Source organism: Paenibacillus sp. FSL L8-0436 (assembly GCF_038593025.1).
In the GTDB taxonomy this organism is placed as follows: Bacteria; Bacillota; Bacilli; order Paenibacillales; family Paenibacillaceae; genus Paenibacillus_AQ.
Genome location: NZ_CP151955.1, coordinates 6,788,802 through 6,807,152 on the forward strand (window position 1 = coordinate 6,788,802; position 18,351 = coordinate 6,807,152).

Here is an 18,351-nt window from a genome sequence, read left to right on the forward strand (position 1 = left end):
CTCACCCTTTATTTTAAGATAGTCCCAAGCTGGACATCAGGCTGGAGGACTGTGTCGTCAGCTTGTTCATTGCACTTTCCATTGCTGAGAATTGCTTATAGTAACGATCTTCTACCATTTGAAGATTTTTCTGCATAATATAAATCCGATTATTGTAACCTTTAAGTTGTTTCCCCATGACACTTTCTTCTTTAAATGTACTACTTAAGTCCATGGAAAATTTATTGGTACCCGCCCGCTCAGTGATCATGTCTAAGGTGCCGGTAATGCTATTCGCTAATTTGTTGAAGATACCTTTTTCCGGTGCATTGGCGGGACCTTGAAAAAGATCGAGCGCAAGTTGAGGATTGGCGCTTATCGCATTTTTCAGCTTTGTCTCATCCGCTATGACCAGCTTACCATTCTCCATATAATTCCCTGTAGTTATACCAATTGCATTAAGGCTTCCAAGTTTCTCGGTAATCGTTTCTCTCATTTTGGATAAGAGACTTGTGATAATATCATTATTTTTGAATAAACCGCTTTTGGCTTTTACTGTCCAGCTGTCAATATCGTTTTCTTTCATTTCCTTTTTTTGCTCATCTGACAGTGGTTTAAAATCACGATACCTAGTCTCATTAACTTTGGTATTAAGTGCTTTTATTAAGGCATTGTAGTCATCCATGAAACCCTTGATGGATTCCAGAGCTTTATCCGGATCACTTTGAGTTTTAACATTGGCAGGAATGTCAGTTCCATTGCTATCCTTGGTCACATCCAATAATGTCAGCTGAACCCCATTGATAGTGAAAACGTTGCTAGTAACGTTATTGATAACTTCACCATTAATCGTGACTATTCCATTTTCACCCTTGATAACCTCTTTGATCGGCTCCGGGCCTTCAGCAAAAGGTACAGCTCCTTTGAATAGACCTAAAAATTCGTAGGAGGCTCCATCCATCTTCACTTCTCCACCAGAGTTACCGGTAATCGTTAATTTACCATTTGTGAAGCTTGCCGTCACATTGACATCGGGTTTTGTATTGATTGCTGTCACTACTGATGCTATTGAGGTCGAAGCAGTAAATACAAACTGCTTTCCGTTAATAACAAAATCATAATACTTCGCCGGAGCATCCGGAGCAGGGTCTTTACCATCCAACATCTTCTGCAGGTCAGCCAATGTTTTGTCATCTGTGACGCCTGGGCCAGCTCCGTTAGTCTCGACCACTGTTTTCTTTGAAAAGAGTGCCAGTAATGAATTGCTTCCAGCCGGGGTTTCGACTTTAATCTTCCCATCTGCACCACCAACCTTCGATGCAATCGACAGCTTTCCTGTAATCTCATCATAGCTTGCAACAGCATTAGCCTTTGTATTGGTGTTTATCGCTGCCACCAGGGAAGAGATAGATGTGAGACCATTAAACAGAGAATTACCTGCACTATCCTTGAAACTCACCCCGTTAATGGTAATGTCGAAGCCTTTCTTGAGATATGCAGCCTCTTCTTCTTCAGAGAGCTCTGACAAAGCTACACCATCAAGCTGTGCCAATGAAGTTGAACTGGGTATACCTTGACCTAAGCCGGGGGTCTGAAGCGTGGTTTTGGTAGCAAGCTTACTTACACTTACCTTCATATCCACTCCATTTGCCGTTGCTGTAGCTTCGGCTTTCACTGCAGTTGTATTCCCTGTGGTCACGGCTTTATTCGCATTTAAGGAGTCGGATTTTTTATATTTATCGTTCAGTTTATTTGTACGAAAATCATACAGCACACTGTTCAGCTCACGGTATCCTTCTCTAGTCCACTGTAATACTTGTTTATCCTGATTGAGCTTATCCAGTGGCACCCGTTTAGCTGCCATCATACTCTTGACCATACTATCAATATCCATGCCAGAAAATCCATTAATTCTTGTAACCAAATCAGCACCTCCAAATGTTAGACTTTCTCGTCTACAAGTATACCTGCGATTTCCATCATTTTAGCAACGAGATCCAGTGTTTTCTCTGGGGGAACTTCACGAATTAACTCACCGGTATCTTTATTGAGTACCTTGACCATAATATCATGCGTCTTCTCGTGGATGCTGATCTCCAGCGTGGTCTGAGGCCCTTGTAGAGATTTCACTGCTCGCTCAATGGTTCGAATAAGCTGTTCTTCGGCCACAGATACGTTCACGCCTTGCTTCTCTCTCAAACTCATCTCCTTAGTATCTTGAATTGGAGAAAGTGGTTTCACCTGTGATGTCGACTCTGTGCTGTGATTGCTCTCTGTACCGTTAGGCCTGCTTATTGTGGAACTGGCAGTAAGTGAAAACTGTACATTCATTATCCTGACCTCCAGCAACGCTATTTATATTGTATATATCGGTTTCATTTAGGGATAATTTAGGATTTGATCCCTGTCAAGCAAAAAAAAAGAAAAAAAGCTCCGGGTTTCCCCGGAGCTTTGGTCAAACGAGAAGAAATTAACGAAGCAATTGCAGAACACCTTGTGGCTGTTGGTTAGCTTGTGCCAACATAGCCTGTGAAGCTTGAGCAAGGATGTTGTTCTTCGTTTGTTGCATCATTTCTTTAGCCATGTCAACGTCACGAATACGGGACTCAGCAGCACTCAAGTTCTCGGAAGCAGCACCCAAGTTGTTGATAGTGTGTTCCAGACGGTTTTGCATAGCACCCAAGTTACTGCGTTGGGAAGAAACCTTTTGCATAGCGTTTTGAACGGTCTCAATTGCTGTGGCAGCACCAAACTTGGTGGAAATATCAATATTTTTCACGCCAAGAGCTTGTGCACGCATATCTCCAACAGAGATAAATGCAGTTTGACCAGAGTTCGCACCAATTTGAGTCATGATAGAGCCTTTAAGATCGCTGGTTGCAGCTTCATCTTTATTGAAAACAATAGTTAAGCTTTCGCCAACTTTCATTGCATCAAGGGATGTCACAGCTAAACCAGTAGCAGCTGTCGTTACGCTAGTTGAAGTTGTAATAGCTGTATCAGTCAATGTGAAGTTAACACCAGAAGCAGTTTCTGCGCCGTCTGGTCCAATGATTTTGTAATCAGCAGCGTTAAATGTAGCAGCAGCAGTCTGATTAGTCTTTACAATTGTGTAAGCACCATTGACAAGGGATTCGGTACCTGCAGTTCCAACAGCTGTATTAAAAGCAGCTTCACCTGTAATAGCAACTGAAGAGTTGTTATTAACTCTTGCAGTACCCTTAACCGCTTCTGTTACACCCTTTGCAGAACCATCCAGCAACTTCTTGGTATTGAACTCAGTAGTGTTACCGATACGGTCCAATTCAGTAACCAATTGTTTAACTTCGGATTGAAGTTCTTTACGGTCGGAGTCTGTGTTCGTATCATTGGCAGATTGAACGGATAGTTCACGCATACGTTGCAGGATGCTGTGGGATTCGTTCAATGCGCCTTCAGCAGTTTGAATCAAAGAGATAGCATCTTGTGAGTTCTTGGAAGCCATATCCAAACCGCGGATTTGACCACGCATTTTTTCGGAGATTGCCAGACCGGCAGCATCGTCACCGGCACGGTTGATACGAAGACCGGAAGACAATTTCTCGATATTTTTGTTAGTGTTGGCTGTGTTAGAAGTCAGTTGGCGGTGAGTGTTCATCGCCGCGATATTGTGGTTGATAATCATTTGATATTTCCTCCCTGAAATTAAGTTAGTTCCACATCCATGTGGTAAACGCCAAACCATTAAGGTCGGCCGCCCTGCAGGATCAGCGTCTAAATTATATATCGACAACCCCAGGCAAACTATGTAGAGCAAACAGAAAGTTTTTCTATATTTTTTTTAAAAGGTTATCATTCATTTCGAAAGTTACCTTATTAAAAAACAAAAAAAGGGCTCATTTCTTTGGTGGAATGGTGTTTGTCAACTGCGACATTACCCAAAGAGAAGTGCACCTTTTAGATGAAATCAACCACGAAGCTTATGAATTAACGCATGAAGATCCGACTGCTGCGGTGCCACCGATTCACGATTGGCTTCCTGAATAGACAAATATACCTCTTTACGAAAAATATCGACATGCTTAGGAGCCGAGATGCCGATCTTCACGGTATCTCCCTCCACGCTCAGTACGGTCAGCTCAATGTGATCCTGTATGACGATGGACTCGCCTTTTTTACGGGACAATACCAGCATTTCATCCACCATCCTTTCCGTCAATTACGGATTGATCTTGCAGCAAGCTGTGTTTAGTATGATAAGGGCTTCTATGCAGGACCACTTGCTTACCAAGTCTCTCCAAAGGATTCAGAACAACTGGAGCAAGCAAGTTAAGGGTGGACTGCTCCGTCTGCTCCTTAAGCGTAATAATACAGCGGACAACAACATCTGAACCAATTGCCAGTTCTTCCGCCTCCTCATCAGGTAACTCGAATTCATAAGTCGGATAAAACGCAAACGGATCACCGAGAAGAAAAGATAATCCTTGATCGTTCACAGACTGTAAATACCAGAACGGCGCTTCCTCCATAGCTATTAAGGCGAACTTTGTTTCCTCATCGAAACCCGGCAGCCCTTTGGGAAAATGGTAGATCTGTTCTTCACTCACTTCAAGTCTACCCCAAGACAACGTTTCTATAATCAAGTTATTCACTCCTAAAGTATAAATTAAGTTGTATAAAAATATAAAGCAGAAAAGCTATAGAGGCGCTGTAAGGCACATCTATAGCTTGGAAGCTACCCTTGAACATTGATTTCTGGCGGAATAAATTGTAAAGAGCCATAACTCTGCATATAAATATCCAGCTTGCCACGGGTGAACTCAATCTCAGGAGCATTCCTTTCGATCTCCACATCCACCTGTGCAGGCCGGTAACTAAGCTGCGGCGCCTGCGTTTGAATATGAATGTCCACATTGTCATAGGATGCAGGACCACGCATCTCAGGAAAGGAGTTCGGCAAAGTATCCGTTCCATACACTTCACTAATTGTATTCCCTGGCTTGAAAAATTCGGCCATCCGATTTCCCTGCTCTACCCGTCTGGCAATTCCTTGTAAATACAACTGCTCAATACCGGAATAGATACGTTTATTCATTTCCAGCATTTTTCCACCGTTATACGCTGCCCATGCTTTTGATTGATCTACGGTTAGTTCTGGACGAGTGGAGTGAACGGTAAGTTCTCCTGGAGTAGTCGTTATGCTCACATCAGCCTTGGGCTGTCTTATAGAAAATGTGCCTGGATTTGCATCTATGTTCATAACAGCAGGAGACTGGCGTATTTGTACGACAGGTTGGATCAACAGAGATCACCTCCACTATCTTATGAAATCAACCAGAGAAGTAGAGATAATCTTCGCACCCACGGATAGAGAAGCATTATAGATGTTCTCCTGGATCTTAGACTGCATGATCAGTCCCTCGTAGTCAGCATCCTCTGTCTTGGCTTGCAGATCCGTAAGATTCACATTAAGGTCACTCAGGCGATCCTGCATTAATTCAACACGATTGGTTTTGGCCCCTATTTCGGAGCGGGCTGCTAAGATGGTCTCCATTCGTGTGTCGATATTAGTAAGCTCTGCTGAGACTGCTGAATAATTTCCGGAACTCAATGCCGCTGAAATATTATTAATAGTCTTGAAGAGATTGTCGGGATCAGCAGTATGTCCGAACACCTCATTACCGGTCAAATTAATAGGCATCTGTACACCTTCACCTACGATATACTGAATTTGACCAGGATCTGTTATTACAGCCTGAGTAGTATTATAGGTACCGTCAGCATTTTTGGCAAAATCGTACGGCTTGGTATCATACTTCTCACCATTAAAGATGTATTTGCCGTTGAGCTTGCTGTTTGAAATATCCACAAGCTGTTCTTGAAGCTGCAGGACTTCCTTATTTATACTGTCTAAAGCAGACTGCGGATTACTGCCCGTCGATGCTTGCACCGTCAACTCCCGTAACTTTTGAACAACCTCCCCAGCCTGTCCTAACACTGTATCATTATAATCCAGCCAAGAGACTGCGCTGTCTACGTTCTTGGTGTACTGTTCATTTGACGAAAGCTCCGCACGGTAACGCAAGGAATATGTAATTCCTACAGGGTCGTCGGAGGGCTTGTTGATCTTCCGCCCGGTGGCCAGCTGCAGCTGTGTATCGTTCATTGTACGCGCATTGCGGTTCAAGTTAAGCAGCAGCTGTGAATTCATCATATTGGAGGTTACCCTCAACATATGCTCTTCCTCCTCTATCTGCCGACGGTGCCGGTAGAATTAATCAATTTATCGAGCATTTCATCAAAAGTCGTCATAAAACGCGCAGCGGCGCTGTAAGCATGCTGGAATACAAGCATATTCGACATTTCTTCATCCAATGATACCCCGCTTACAGACTGGCGGCGGGAATTCACTTGCTCAACCAGAAAGTCCGAATTGCTTGCCTGGCGGGCAGCCTCTTGTGATTGGATACCAAGCTGGCCGACCATAGAGCTGAGATAGGATCCGACAGTGCCTGTTGTAGAGCCGCTTGCTGTAGTAAATGTATTATTATCTTTGAGATTGCTGAACATCAGGGCCAAGGTATTATTGCCTTTGATCACTGAAACCTTGCCAGCAGCATCAGTAGTTGCACGCAGCGAAGTTGCAAATAGGCTTGGGTCGGCTGCAATCTCCGGATTCAACCGGATATTGCCGGCAGTGATAGCTTCACCTGCGACAGCAGGGGTAAAGAATGCGCGGCCTGAGCTGCCATCCATACCAAATCCCAACTGATGCAAGCCGTTCAGACCTTTAACAGTAGTTTTTAGATCGCCGGTTAGAGGAATAGGAATTGCAGTACCTGCAAGCAGTGTGGTCTTAGTCCCGTCTACATTTATGATTTCTGAGTCTTTGAGTACTGTAGTTCCTGCGGGAACAGTAGAGCCTGCCGGAATAGTAACCTGCACCTCTCCATTAGCAATCGTATTAGCCAAAGTATCAAGTTGTTTCTTGTAATCTGCGACATAAGTTCTGTTGGAAAATATCATCCCGTAAGCTTCTCCAGCCTTCAGATCTCCAGAGTCATAAGCAGCATTAAGGAACGCACTGTCTACCGTTGCGCCGAGCGCTGCTCCCTGCACAAGATTCCGTCCCCCCAATGAGATGTTATATCCGGCGTCCGTATCTACCACCGTAATATTAGCAATCTTGGAGAGCTTGTCCGTCAACAGGTCACGTTGATCCCGCAGATCATTGGCTTGATCCCCCATGCCTTCAATCTTGGCAATGGATTGGTTCAGGTCGACGATAGAACTGAGGTAGGTTTGAATTTCCTTCCCCTTTACATCAATATTGGAGGTAAGATCACGGTCAAGATTATTTAATTGGGTGCTCATATAATTAATTGCATCAGTGAGCGATTGTGTGGTCTGCACTACAATCTTACGGGCCGTTGGGTCCTCTGGATTCTTGCTCAAATCTGACCAGGACTTCCAGAAGTTATCGAGTACGGTCCGGATGCCTGTATCTGAAGGTTCATTCACAATAGCCTCCAGTTTATCAAGGGTATCCGATTGGATGGTCCAGTTGCCGCTGGCGGCACTTTCTCCACGGTATTGGTCATCCAGGAACATTTCCCGGATCCGTTCGATGGAGGTGAATTCTACACCGGTACCCAGCTGGCCAGGAACGGTAGAATTAGTGAGTCCATACGCCTCAATAGGTGAAGCTGCTTTCATATTCACGCGCTGGCGGGTATAGCCCTCCGTATTTGCATTGGCAATGTTGTGTCCGGTTGTATTGAGCGCAGCAGTCTGTGTAAAAAGGCTTCGTCTCGCGGTCTCAATTGAGTGAAATGTCGATGTCATGCTACTTGGTCCTCCCTTGTAATTGCTCCGGCAAAACAGCCAGTAATAAATACAATTCTATCCGCGGGTGTCAAAAAGGCCCGGCCGTGCTGCGCTGTTGCCCTTGTCGGATGGATGATGATAGGTAAAGTCCTGGTTCGGTCTTCCGACAAGCAAATCCAGGGAATAATCTATAAAGGTAAGCGACTGCTCAATCAGCTTCTGGTTCAGCTCATTGGCTTTCTTCAAGCGACGCACTGTGTCTGAAAGCTTCTGCTGAATTTGCTGCAGCCGTAATTTGTCTTCTGGGTCAAATACAAGCCGGGACAGCTCTGTCAGATTCAGATTCAGGTTGGAGCGTATGCCCACATGCTGCAAAAAGGCATACGCAGCCTCCGTGCGCTGCTCTTCAAGCTGTCCAATCAGCTTCATTAATTTGGACTCACGGTTCATGATGTCAATAAGACCATCCACCTTGTTGTCCATAATCGTCTGTTTCTTGACAGCGGCCAGATCCAGCATCTGAAGATGCGCTTCGTCCAGCCGCTCAAGCAATTCAAGCAATTTCGTCAATGCCATGGATGGGTTCACCTAATTCTCGGAGGATTGCTTAAAATAAGGGGCGAGTTTCTCTGCGAGTTTGGCTGCGTCTACTTCATAGGTACCTGCGGAGACCTGTTGCTTCAAGCTGTCAATCTTAAGTGCGCGTTCTGCATCAACCTTGCCGCTGTTCTGGGCTTGCAAGAGCTTAATAGCTTCGTCGGAAATAGAAACCTCATCTTTACGCGTACTCTTCTTCATTTGTTCCTGCCTTTGCGATTCCGCACTGCGTTGATACGGATTAATCGCATTAATTCGTCCGGTCTCGTTAATTTTCATAACTTCCACCTTCCTTTTGATATAAAAAAGCCGATAATCTTTACTAAGTTTATCGGCCTACGTTGAAACATTCTTTATAGCTGCAAACGTTTTTTTACAGAATTTATATACCGCGGAGCTTATCGACTGCCCGGTAGGCGCCCTCAGATGACTTCTTAACAGGTTCCGCAGCAGCACTTTCTTTGGCAGCATTTGCAAGATCTTTCGTCAGACGGGAGCGGCAGCTGTCGCACATATGCCCTTCACGGATCAAGGTTCCACACACTTCGCACGGCAGCATCATATTAGGCGCATTTGCTATGGAAATTCGGCCTTCGCGAATAAAACGGGTGATTTCCTTGATAGGAATCTCCGTAGCATCGGACAGCTCCTGAATATTGGTGCCTCTGTTTTTGCGCAGATATTCTACGCAGATTTCATATTGATGTTCAAGCTCTTTGAGACAGGGCTGGCACAGGTCCATGATATTTTTGACATATAACCGGCCGCACTTTGGACAATTGTCTAAATTCATTTCGGCAGCGGCTCCCTTCTTACATTCTTTGCAGTGATCGCACGTCTTATGCTCTAGATTACATGATAGCAGAAATTCCGTCTATGATTAGTATCGGCTAAAAAATCGCTTTAATTATATTATAATAGCAAAAAATATGCCAAACGGTCATATCAAAGGAGAAATCATATGATTCGTATTCTTGTTATCGAAGATGATCAGGAAATTTCCGGGCTGCTCGAGCGATATTTTCATAAGGAAGGCATGGAATGCATGCGGATCGGGAACGGTCTTGAAGCAAAGGCAGCTTTTGAGAGCAACGGCCCTTTTCAGCTTGTACTGCTTGATCTGATGCTGCCAGGTATGGATGGACTGGAGGTACTGCGAAGAATCCGTGCGGTCAGCTACGTGCCCGTGCTGATTATGACCGCCAAAGACGGGGAAACGGATAAAATCATCGGTCTCGGCAGCGGAGCTGATGACTATATCATTAAGCCTTTCAGTATCTTTGAATTAATAGCCCGTGCAAAGGCGCTTATCCGGCGGTATATTGATTTTTCAGCCGATCCCCTACTTGAACAGAGCAATTCATACATCTCCTGCGGCGATCTTTTAATTGATCCCGAGCAATGCTCAGTCCTGCAAAACGGTGTCTCCCTCGGTCTGACGGCCACGGAATTTCAAATCGTCTATTTGCTGGCCTCTCATCCCAAAAAAGTGTTTACCCGGGAAAATCTATATACCCGAATCTGGGGTGAAGATTATGCAGGTGCTGGTGCGGAAAACACCATTTCTGTACACATCCGCAGATTGCGCTCCAAAATTGAAGAGGACCCTTCCCTCCCCCGGCATATCATCACAGTCTGGGGGATGGGCTACAAATGGGGTGAAGCATGACAGTTCTTATCCTTCTTATCAGCCTGATTCTTGCTGTCCTGTTGGCCATTGTCCTTGCCATCCGCTTACTGCGGCTTCATCGCGAACTGAATCATGTCCATGAGTTTCTTTTGAACAAGACTACCTTCACAGAACCAGGACAGTCTCTACCTAACGAGCGAGTTCGGGTCTTTAGCGAAAATCCTATACTTCGCAAGTTAGCCTCCAGCATTAATAGACTTCTGGATCGTCTGCAAGATGCTGAATCCCGTACAAGGCAAGCAGAGGACGCACATAAACGGCTGGTATCGAATATCTCGCATGACTTACGTACTCCTTTGACCTCTGTGATGGGCTACTTAGAGGTACTGCAAACCGATGAGAATCTGAGCGGGGCGGAGCAGAAACAATTCATGAACATTGCTTATAAGAAATCCCGTTCGATGTATGAGCTGCTGGATCAGTTTTTTCAATTGGCGAAGATTGAAGCCGGGGATCTCCCCCTGCAAAACGTCCCCATAGACATGAACAGATTAACCAAGGAAATGCTGGTCGGCCTCTATCCTTCTTTTCTCAGCCTGTCACTGGAGCCTGTTGTGGAGATTCCTGAAAAACGCTTGTATGCGCTTGGTGATAGCATGGCTGTGGAACGCATCGTAGGCAATTTGCTGTCCAACAGCTTGCGGCACGGCGCTTCCTCCGGAATAATCGGGGCTCGGCTCACCGAAACCGAGGATCACATTTCGCTTGAAATCTGGGATAACGGACCGGGGATTTCACCGGGGAATTTGGAGCTTATTTTCGAAAGAATGTACACCATTGAACCTGCCCGCACATCCGGCAGCAGCGGCAGCGGCTTGGGACTCACGATAGCCAGACAGCTGGCGCTCAAGCAGGGGGGAAGTCTCCATGCCGCTTCGATACCAGGGGAACGCACCTCTTTTATTTTGCAGCTGTCTAAGGCTTCCTCTTGCTGAATTGTGGAATATTAAAGAAAAAGTAAGAATTAAGTCATAGTTAAGTAAGGGTATTCCTCTAAGCTGAGTCCATACCTTTACTGAGGAGAGACAATCAATGATTCCTATTCTGCAAACCCGTGACTTAAACAAGCACTACCGAAACGCGGCCGTGGTTGAAAATTTGAACCTGACCGTGCGCCAGGGTGATATTTATGGTCTTCTCGGCCAGAATGGAGCCGGAAAAACTACGACCCTACGCATGCTTTTGGGATTAATCCAGCCTACCTCCGGCAGCATCGAATGGCTTGGCAATCCGCTGCACAGAACGCTTTACAGCCGGATTGGCTCAATTATCGAAACCCCGGGATTCTATCCACACCTGACTGCCGCTGAGAATCTTGAAATTCACCGCCGGATGAGCGGCATTCCCGAGAGGGAATCCGTGATGGAGCACCTGAAGCTGGTCGGTCTGCAGCAGGCCGCACATAAAAAGGCAAAACAGCTCTCACTCGGCATGCGCCAGCGCCTCGGCATTGCCCGTTCACTCATGCATCGTCCGGACATGCTTATCCTGGATGAGCCGATTAATGGGCTTGACCCCCTTGGCATTAAGGATACCCGCGAGCTTATTGTAGACCTGCAGAAGAAGCGGGAATTGACCGTGCTGATCTCCAGTCATATTTTGGGCGAAATTGAGCTTATGGCCAACCGGATCGGTATTATGCATAAAGGCAGACTCATTGAGCAGTTGGATTATGAAGAGATCCAGGGCAAAAACCGCCACTATCTTGAGCTTAAGGTAGACGATGATCAGCAGACGGCCGTGTTATTGGAGCGCCAGCTTGGAATTCACAAGTTCCAGGTATGGGAAAAGGGAGTGCTCCGTTTGTACGAGGGCTTCGACAACAGCGGTGAAATCAACCGCCAGCTGGTGGTGCACGGGATTGAAGTGAAAGAGCTGGCCATCCGCGCCGACTCACTCGAGGATTTCTTCATTCATGTCACCAGCCAAAAGGAGCTGAACTAACATGCTGTACTGTGAATGGCTTAAGTTCCGAAAATCGCCGCTTTTCTGGGCTCTCCCCGAAGTAAGCCTATTTGGCCCATTGTTGTTTATGGTAATGCGCCTCGGAGAACCCATGTCCTGGGAAGGTTATCTCTCGAATGAAAAGCTGATGTATGCATTCATGACGGTAACCCTTTGGATTGCTCTAATAGCCAGTCAGATCATCTCCAAGGAATATACAGATTTTACGGCTTCCGTGTTATACACCTATCCACGCTCCAGAATGTCGATTATATTCACCAAACTATTCATAGCTTTCCTGATTTTATTGGTCAGCACGTTTATTGAATTTATAGGGATGTATATTACCATTTGGATTTTTAAAGGAGAGCCGTTGCCTACAGAACTGCTAACCGATCAATTGGCTCGCGCAGGGCTATTCCTGCTGGGTCAGCTTGCGGTTCTGCCTCTGTTCGCTCTGCTCAGCCAGCTCAGCCGCTCCCTGCTTGTACCCGTGCTGGTGGCAGTGGCTGCTACGATTACTAATCTGAGTCTTGGACTCAGCGGCAGCAAATATTTTTGGTATTCGCCTTTTTCCGTGGTGGCTGCCCCCTATGTATCCGATATTGGAAACATCGAGACCGGAAAGATCGTAATGCTGATTGTAATTGTGTTCCCGGTCTCGCTGGCTGCGCTGCTCATGCATACCTTCAAAATGGAAGTAAAATGACCGCTCTAAGATCTGGCCCAGGTCAAGCTGTATATTTCCGCAGTGCAGCCCAAACTCGCGCTTAGCCGGATTATCGTTTCCGCGCACGCACGTATGGTGCTTCCTGTGGTATAGATATCATCAACAATGATAATCTGCAAAGGCCGGTCCTGCGGATTCAATGATTCCAACAGATCTTCAAAACTTGATAGAACTTTAGAATCTCGGCTAGCGGCAAAAGCGTGCTTCATATCTGCCAGCCGCTCGGCCCGGGTTTTAAAGCTCTGTTTGCCGGTATGATGGGTACGGATCAGCAGCGGGAGCTGCGGTATCCCTCTGCGCCGGGATAGAATCTCCGCCAGCCGCTCGGCCTGGTTGAATCCTCTCTCCACGAGCCGGGAGTCACTGACAGGTACAGGAACCAGCAAGTCGGCCGCCCAGAAGCGATTCCGCTCCTTTTTTCTGGCAGAAAGTGTGGTGTTTGAGAATCTGCTCTGCACCGGACGGCTGCTGTGCATTAGCTGCTCCCGTTCTTCCTTCAGAATGGAATATGCCCTGTCCAGCATCAGGCCAAGCATTGAAGCCAGCTTCTCATCGCCGCGATATTTGTACCGTCCCAGAAGCTCACGCATCACACTCGTATAAGCAACCGCACTGCGGTTACACACGATAGGACCTGGCTCGCTGCTGCGGGTACAATCGGGACAGCCGACATGGCGTCCGCATTTACTGCAGCGCGGACAGCGAATCCAGGGAATAGCCGCTTCACAGCCCGCACAGACTCCAGGCAGTTCTGTTGCGGGCTGGCTGTGTTTCCCGCAGATCAGGCACTGCTGCAGAGAAGGGGCAAATAAGGATCGAACATTTGCCAGCTTTAAGAGTGAGAATTTCATATCCATCTCTCCTTGCTTATCAACCCTTGCCTGCGGGCAATGGCATTCATTGTCCGAATCTGCGAAATGGCTCCGCGCTGTGACCTTGTCCACTGCGGAGATAAGAAGATCACCGATCCGTCTGGAGCGTCCTTTGACCTCCCGGCCCGGCCTGCCATCTGGACAAGTGAGGCCTCATCGAACAGACCACTGTCAGCATCCAGAATAAACACATCGCTTCGCGGGACCGTTACTCCCCGTTCAAGAATCGTAGTTGTCACCAGCAGGGAGATTGCCCGGTTGCGGAATCCCGCCACCTTCTCTGTTCTTTCCGGATCCTGAGATGAGGTGCCTTCAATGGTTTTGCCTGGAAAACTCCGGCGCAGAAGCGACAGCAGTCCGGCAATATGGGAAATCCGCGACACAAACACAAATATTTGCGCTTCCCGGGCAAAAGAACTGCCCAGCGCCTTCTTAAGCTTCCCGGGCAGTGTTCTGCGCTTCAAGCATTGCTGTACCGGCGCCATGGTCAGATGCTGCGGCACGGGCAGTGGATGACCATGAAAACGCACAGGTACTCTGGCATGCGGAAGTCTGCCGTTGCGTGCTTGGCGTTGCAGCTCCTTTGGCGGCGTCGCCGACAAATAGATAAAACGGCCGTCCGGCTTGCACGCATGCTCAGCCGCAAAGGCCAGCATTGGATCATTGACGTAGGGAAACGCATCAAGCTCGTCAATTATGACCAGATCAAAGCTCTGATGAAAACGCAGCAGCTGGTGGGTGGTCGCCAGCACCATCTGGCTCTGGCCCCAGCGGTCCGGACTGCCGCCGTATAGCACGGAGAGCGTCCTGTCCGGGAACGCCCGGCCCAGCCGCGGAGCCAGCTCCAGTACGACGTCGCGGCGCGGCGTCGCTATCAGTACGCGTCCCCCGGCACGCAGCACCGCCTCCAGGAGCGGGAAAGTGATCTCCGTCTTTCCCGCTCCTGTAACCGCCCAGAGCAGGAACCGCTCTGGGCCCTGGGCGGCGGAGCGCTGGCGCGGCTCCGCCAGGAACCCCAGTGCAGCACCGGCGGCTCCCGCCTGCGCGCTGCTCAGCCCCCACCGGCGCGCTGCTACGGTGGGACTGACCCCGGCCGTACACCGTACGGCCGGAAGGGCCGCGCTGCGCAGCAGCAGCGCGCAGGCCCGACTGCGCCCGAGCGCGAGGCAGGCCTCGCAGTAGGCGCAGCCGGTGAGGCCGCACGCGGCGCAGGCCGTGCGGCCGGTGGCGACGCTGCCGCAGCGCAGGCAGCGCATGTCAGCGCGGCGGGCGACAGCGCCGCGCAGGGGCAAGCGGAGCCGCGGCAGGCGAAGCGCCGCAGCACGCAGGAGGCCGCCTGCGCTGGGCAGCCGCGCACGGACATCCCTGCCTTTGCTCTCACTCCATTTATCGCCTCCCACCTCCTTACTTCCCCGCTCTCTCCTTGCCTCACCTGCAGCCTTCTGTAAGCTGTCAGTCTTCTTACCTCTCTTTCCTACTCCCGAGCTCCATCGCCGCAGTTTCCTCTTGCTCTCTTCAGCCCTGCTGCAAGCGGCCTCAAGCTTCAGCCGCCCCTGCAAATGTGCGAGCTGCGCTGCAGCTTGCCAAGCGTTTGCCAGTTCCGGATCCTTCTCCTCCAGCAGGGCTTCAACTTCAGACTGCAGCAAAGACCGGCCGGACAGTGCCTCCACTAAGCGATCCGCCTGCGCACTGAGTGCAAAACGCTCAGTCCGCTCCTTAAAACTGGCGGTTGGATGAACCTGGGTACTGTTCTTCCATTCGCCCCCCGCTTCCCGCTCCTCATTAATCTCAGCCTGCAAAAGATTAGCCAGGTAGCCAGCCCAATGTTCTTCCGTCCATTCCTGCATGCCCTTCACAGGTTTGACATTGTCACGAAGTTTGACTGCCCAACCGAGCGGTAGATCCGCAGAAAGTAATACCCGTTTGTCCGCAGACTGTCCATTCCAGCCTTCACCTCCCGCCCCGCTCCACCAGACATTGTCTACCTGGATATCTAGCGAAACCCACAGATGCCAGCGTTCCTTATCCTTCACAGCGTATAGGGCAACCCTCATCCGCAACCCCTCCTTAATTTATCCTGAGACACAAAAAAGCACACCACTCCATTCATGGAGAGTGTGCTTCACCCGATTCTTGCGTATTTAGTTCTCATTCGCCGCGCTCTGATTGATATCCCCCGCTTTCCGGCATCCGCATAAACGGCAACGGAGCAGTTGTGCCGGGAAACCGCAAATCGACCAATATACCCTGCTGTAACGGACTTTCTGCCTGTAAGCTACGATTGTGCATGAACCGGTCCACATCAATGGAAGAACCGCTGCAAGCCAATCTGGAAGCCACAGCTATCGTAGCATCACTTGAATCATCGTCCATTACTGTCACCCGAAATAACTTTCCAGTCAGAAAAGCATGAATACCGATTACCCGGATATACCACTCGACAACAGCTTCATGATTACGGGTAATGAGAATATAATGCAGCCGCTTCCCAGAACGTGCTGTCTGCCGGGTCAGTTCCCGGTTGCGCAAAATATGAACAAGGACAACTGCGGATCCGTATATAACCGCAATCCAGATTAACTGGGCTACCATGGAGATGCACCTCCTCTGTATACCGACACTATATGCCGGAGTTAAAAGGTCGGTGCCTGCCCATGGTTCCAACAAGACTGGGTATAGCCGGGTACATATTTACATCAGATTTTTGCCAAATCGAATATAACTGCGCACTGAAACAATACGTTTGATTACAGCAGAATCGCTGCAGTCTGTTATGTAATGTTGTTCCGGATCATTGGGATTCTCCAAAACGTTCAGTTAAGGTTAAACCTGTTATAGGGTTACCCAGCCGTATTTGATGGAATTAATGACTGCTTGAGTACGGTCGTCAACTTCCATTTTTTGCAAAATACTGCTTACATGGTTCTTAACAGTTTTCTCGCTGATAAAGAGGTATTCTCCGATCATCTTATTGCTCTTGCCTTCGGCCATCAGCCGCAGTACCTCTGCCTCGCGCCGGGTCAATGGATTGTTGTCGCCTGCAACGAATTTGACGCCTGCTTCCTTAACGGCCGTTTCGGTCATTGCCCCCGTCTCATTGAGATAGGTCATGCGCCGCAGCTGATTAATCAGCTTGCCCGTAACCTTGGGATGGATAAATGCATGGCCTTCACAGACGGAACGAATGGCGTTAATAAGCGACTCTGCCTCCATATCCTTCAGCAAATAGCCATTGGCACCCTTACGCAGCGTTTCAAATACATAGCTTTCATCATCATGAATCGACAAAATAATAACCTTGACTTCGGGGAACATTTCACGCAGCTTTTGAGTAGCCTCCACACCGTTCTCGATAGGCATATTGATATCCATAAGCACGATATCCGGTTTATTGACATTGCAAAACTCCAACACCTGGATGCCGTCACCGCATTCGCCAATGACTTCAATGTCATCCTCCATATTTAAAATACGTTTCAGCCCTTCACGAAACAATTGATGATCATCGGCCAAAAGAACCTTAATGGGCGATTTGCCAGAACTTTGGTTCTCCATCACATTACTCCTTTCCCTTATCCACATTCGTCGGAATGTGGATTACAATTGTTGTGCCCTGATTCTCTGCTGACAAAATTTCCATTCTTCCTTCAAGCAGTTCCACCCGCTCCCGCATGCCTACCAGTCCAAAGCTTTCACGGTTGCCCTGCTCGCTTACCTTCTTAACATTAAAGCCTAATCCATTATCCTTTACGACGATCTTAATCAGCTGCGCCTGATAAGTGATCTCTACTAGCACATAGCTGGGAAAGGCATGTTTGGCCGCATTGGACAAACCTTCCTGAACCAGGCGGTACACCGCCGCCTCCATGGCAGAAGACAGCCTGTGCTCCTTACCCCTCGTTTCAAAGGAGGTTCTGATCTTCGTCTTCTCCTCATAATCATGAACGTATTTACGGAGTGTCGGGATCAGCCCCAAATCATCGAGAGCCATCGGACGTAAATTAAAAATCACCTTGCGCATTTCTTCGAGGCTGTATCGAACCTGTCCCTTTAAGTCTATTACTTCGTCCTGCACCAGGGCAAATTCCTGCTTTACCAGCATTCTTTCTACAATTTCCGTCCTAAGGACTAAATTCGCCAGCATTTGAGCAGGACCGTCATGAATTTCCCGGGCAATTCTCTTCCGTTCCTCTTCTTGAGCCAGGATTATTTTGAGTCCGATCATCTGCCTGTTCTTCGCATTTTCGACAATTCTAGTCACTTGTCCTAGTTCTCCGGACAAATATTCCAGGACAACGCTCATTTGCGAACCAATCGATTCGGCACGTTCCACTGAGTTCTCCACACTTCGAACCCGCTGTTGCAGTTCATCCCGTCTGCTCCGGAGATAGGTTTCCCTTTCCCTTGTCATCATGAGCTCAAGCTGAAGCTCTGTCGCCTTCTCATAAGCAATCCGGATATCTTTCTCCGAGTAGCGGACAAAATCCCGGCTAACCTCAGTCAGCCGGATGCGGGAGCGGTGGTACTGCAGCTCCAGTTTGTCTACCTTTTGCAATGTTTCATCCGTTTCTTCCATAACGCGCTGCAGTTCTTTGGTGAGTGCAACAAGCTCATCCCGTGCAACCTGCAATATTTCAAATATCTGATACTTGCTGCTCTCCATCACGTCGATGGTATTCTTAATGACGCGATCTATCGCATCGGCCTGAAATTCCACGGATGCTTGCCCCATT

The 18,351-nt window shown here is 48.2% G+C and carries 20 protein-coding genes; 4 read left to right on the forward strand and 16 right to left on the reverse strand.

The window, feature by feature from the left end:
* Positions 1 to 13 precede the first annotated feature (13 nt).
* The 11 genes from fliD to NSS79_RS31435 all read right to left on the reverse strand — a co-directional run bounded on the left by fliD (position 14) and on the right by NSS79_RS31435 (position 9,175).
* Positions 14 to 1,903, reverse strand: coding sequence for a flagellar filament capping protein FliD (gene fliD / locus NSS79_RS31385; RefSeq protein WP_342437421.1), 1,890 nt, complete (start codon positions 1,901 to 1,903; stop codon positions 14 to 16).
* Between the two features lie 17 nt (positions 1,904 to 1,920).
* Positions 1,921 to 2,310 carry a flagellar protein FlaG gene (locus NSS79_RS31390; RefSeq protein WP_342437422.1) on the reverse strand — a complete coding sequence of 130 codons (390 nt, stop codon included), beginning with the start codon at positions 2,308 to 2,310 and terminating at the stop codon, positions 1,921 to 1,923.
* Positions 2,311 to 2,449: 139 nt separating this feature from the next.
* Complete coding sequence (locus NSS79_RS31395; protein WP_342437423.1) at positions 2,450 to 3,643, reverse strand: flagellin; 1,194 nt, start codon at positions 3,641 to 3,643, stop codon at positions 2,450 to 2,452.
* 282 nt (positions 3,644 to 3,925) lie between these two features.
* Positions 3,926 to 4,153 (reverse strand): carbon storage regulator CsrA, encoded by a 228-nt coding sequence (gene csrA, locus NSS79_RS31400; RefSeq protein ID WP_342437424.1) that lies wholly within the window; start codon positions 4,151 to 4,153, stop codon positions 3,926 to 3,928.
* A gap of 1 nt (position 4,154) precedes the next feature.
* Positions 4,155 to 4,601: a flagellar assembly protein FliW gene (fliW, locus tag NSS79_RS31405; RefSeq protein ID WP_342437425.1), complete on the reverse strand. Its 447-nt coding sequence runs from the start codon at positions 4,599 to 4,601 to the stop codon at positions 4,155 to 4,157.
* 92 nt (positions 4,602 to 4,693) lie between these two features.
* The gene (locus tag NSS79_RS31410; RefSeq protein WP_342437426.1) at positions 4,694 to 5,260 is read right to left on the reverse strand and encodes a DUF6470 family protein; all 567 of its coding nucleotides are present in this window, start codon (positions 5,258 to 5,260) and stop codon (positions 4,694 to 4,696) included.
* 15 nt (positions 5,261 to 5,275) lie between these two features.
* Positions 5,276 to 6,193, reverse strand: coding sequence for a flagellar hook-associated protein FlgL (gene flgL, locus NSS79_RS31415; protein WP_342437427.1), 918 nt, complete (start codon positions 6,191 to 6,193; stop codon positions 5,276 to 5,278).
* A gap of 14 nt (positions 6,194 to 6,207) precedes the next feature.
* Entirely contained in the window at positions 6,208 to 7,803 is a 1,596-nt protein-coding gene (gene flgK, locus NSS79_RS31420) for a flagellar hook-associated protein FlgK (protein ID WP_342437428.1), read from the reverse strand.
* 57 nt (positions 7,804 to 7,860) lie between these two features.
* Positions 7,861 to 8,361, reverse strand: coding sequence for a flagellar protein FlgN (locus NSS79_RS31425; protein WP_342437429.1), 501 nt, complete (start codon positions 8,359 to 8,361; stop codon positions 7,861 to 7,863).
* Between the two features lie 12 nt (positions 8,362 to 8,373).
* Positions 8,374 to 8,661, reverse strand: coding sequence for a flagellar biosynthesis anti-sigma factor FlgM (gene flgM / locus NSS79_RS31430; RefSeq protein WP_038597336.1), 288 nt, complete (start codon positions 8,659 to 8,661; stop codon positions 8,374 to 8,376).
* Between the two features lie 103 nt (positions 8,662 to 8,764).
* Complete coding sequence (locus NSS79_RS31435) at positions 8,765 to 9,175, reverse strand: TIGR03826 family flagellar region protein (protein WP_076109633.1); 411 nt, start codon at positions 9,173 to 9,175, stop codon at positions 8,765 to 8,767.
* A gap of 168 nt (positions 9,176 to 9,343) precedes the next feature.
* On the opposite strand from NSS79_RS31435, the gene NSS79_RS31440 reads away from it, so the two are divergent.
* From NSS79_RS31440 to NSS79_RS31455, 4 genes are all read left to right on the forward strand, one after another.
* Positions 9,344 to 10,051, forward strand: coding sequence for a response regulator transcription factor (locus tag NSS79_RS31440; protein WP_342437430.1), 708 nt, complete (start codon positions 9,344 to 9,346; stop codon positions 10,049 to 10,051).
* Positions 10,048 to 11,007: a HAMP domain-containing sensor histidine kinase gene (locus NSS79_RS31445; protein ID WP_342437431.1), complete on the forward strand. Its 960-nt coding sequence runs from the start codon at positions 10,048 to 10,050 to the stop codon at positions 11,005 to 11,007. Before NSS79_RS31440 ends, NSS79_RS31445 begins: the two co-directional genes overlap by 4 nt.
* Positions 11,008 to 11,104: 97 nt before the next feature.
* Complete coding sequence (locus NSS79_RS31450; RefSeq protein WP_342437432.1) at positions 11,105 to 12,016, forward strand: ATP-binding cassette domain-containing protein; 912 nt, start codon at positions 11,105 to 11,107, stop codon at positions 12,014 to 12,016.
* 1 nt (position 12,017) lies between these two features.
* The gene (locus NSS79_RS31455) at positions 12,018 to 12,725 is read left to right on the forward strand and encodes an ABC transporter permease (RefSeq protein WP_342437433.1); all 708 of its coding nucleotides are present in this window, start codon (positions 12,018 to 12,020) and stop codon (positions 12,723 to 12,725) included.
* Positions 12,726 to 12,730: 5 nt separating this feature from the next.
* On the opposite strand, the gene NSS79_RS31460 is transcribed toward NSS79_RS31455, so the two are convergent.
* The 5 genes from NSS79_RS31460 to NSS79_RS31480 form a co-directional block, all read right to left on the reverse strand.
* Positions 12,731 to 13,597: a ComF family protein gene (locus NSS79_RS31460; RefSeq protein WP_342437434.1), complete on the reverse strand. Its 867-nt coding sequence runs from the start codon at positions 13,595 to 13,597 to the stop codon at positions 12,731 to 12,733.
* Positions 13,594 to 15,672, reverse strand: coding sequence for a helicase-related protein (locus NSS79_RS31465; RefSeq protein ID WP_342437435.1), 2,079 nt, complete (start codon positions 15,670 to 15,672; stop codon positions 13,594 to 13,596). Before NSS79_RS31465 ends, NSS79_RS31460 begins: the two co-directional genes overlap by 4 nt.
* Positions 15,673 to 15,766: 94 nt before the next feature.
* Positions 15,767 to 16,210, reverse strand: a complete 444-nt coding sequence (locus tag NSS79_RS31470; protein WP_342437436.1) for a hypothetical protein — start codon at positions 16,208 to 16,210, stop codon at positions 15,767 to 15,769.
* Positions 16,211 to 16,450: 240 nt separating this feature from the next.
* Entirely contained in the window at positions 16,451 to 17,173 is a 723-nt protein-coding gene (locus tag NSS79_RS31475; protein WP_038597350.1) for a response regulator transcription factor, read from the reverse strand.
* Positions 17,174 to 17,177: 4 nt separating this feature from the next.
* Entirely contained in the window at positions 17,178 to 18,335 is a 1,158-nt protein-coding gene (locus NSS79_RS31480; RefSeq protein ID WP_342437437.1) for a histidine kinase, read from the reverse strand.
* Between the last annotated feature and the right edge of the window lie 16 nt (positions 18,336 to 18,351).

Bases quoted from the DNA above. Each gene is read 5' to 3' on its own strand.
- csrA (WP_342437424.1), bottom strand. From the start codon at position 4,153: ATGCTGGTATTGTCCCGTAAAAAAGGCGAGTCCATCGTCATACAGGAT.
- NSS79_RS31435 (WP_076109633.1), bottom strand. From the start codon at position 9,175: ATGAATTTAGACAATTGTCCAAAGTGCGGCCGGTTATATGTCAAAAAT.
- flgK (WP_342437428.1), bottom strand. From the start codon at position 7,803: ATGACATCGACATTTCACTCAATTGAGACCGCGAGACGAAGCCTTTTT.
- flgL (WP_342437427.1), bottom strand. From the start codon at position 6,193: ATGTTGAGGGTAACCTCCAATATGATGAATTCACAGCTGCTGCTTAAC.
- NSS79_RS31465 (WP_342437435.1), bottom strand. From the start codon at position 15,672: ATGAGGGTTGCCCTATACGCTGTGAAGGATAAGGAACGCTGGCATCTG.
- NSS79_RS31440 (WP_342437430.1), top strand. From the start codon at position 9,344: ATGATTCGTATTCTTGTTATCGAAGATGATCAGGAAATTTCCGGGCTG.
- NSS79_RS31445 (WP_342437431.1), top strand. From the start codon at position 10,048: ATGACAGTTCTTATCCTTCTTATCAGCCTGATTCTTGCTGTCCTGTTG.
- NSS79_RS31425 (WP_342437429.1), bottom strand. From the start codon at position 8,361: ATGGCATTGACGAAATTGCTTGAATTGCTTGAGCGGCTGGACGAAGCG.
- NSS79_RS31450 (WP_342437432.1), top strand. From the start codon at position 11,105: ATGATTCCTATTCTGCAAACCCGTGACTTAAACAAGCACTACCGAAAC.
- NSS79_RS31455 (WP_342437433.1), top strand. From the start codon at position 12,018: ATGCTGTACTGTGAATGGCTTAAGTTCCGAAAATCGCCGCTTTTCTGG.
- flgM (WP_038597336.1), bottom strand. From the start codon at position 8,661: ATGAAAATTAACGAGACCGGACGAATTAATGCGATTAATCCGTATCAA.
- NSS79_RS31470 (WP_342437436.1), bottom strand. From the start codon at position 16,210: ATGGTAGCCCAGTTAATCTGGATTGCGGTTATATACGGATCCGCAGTT.
- NSS79_RS31460 (WP_342437434.1), bottom strand. From the start codon at position 13,597: ATGAAATTCTCACTCTTAAAGCTGGCAAATGTTCGATCCTTATTTGCC.
- NSS79_RS31395 (WP_342437423.1), bottom strand. From the start codon at position 3,643: ATGATTATCAACCACAATATCGCGGCGATGAACACTCACCGCCAACTG.
- NSS79_RS31390 (WP_342437422.1), bottom strand. From the start codon at position 2,310: ATGAATGTACAGTTTTCACTTACTGCCAGTTCCACAATAAGCAGGCCT.
- NSS79_RS31475 (WP_038597350.1), bottom strand. From the start codon at position 17,173: ATGGAGAACCAAAGTTCTGGCAAATCGCCCATTAAGGTTCTTTTGGCC.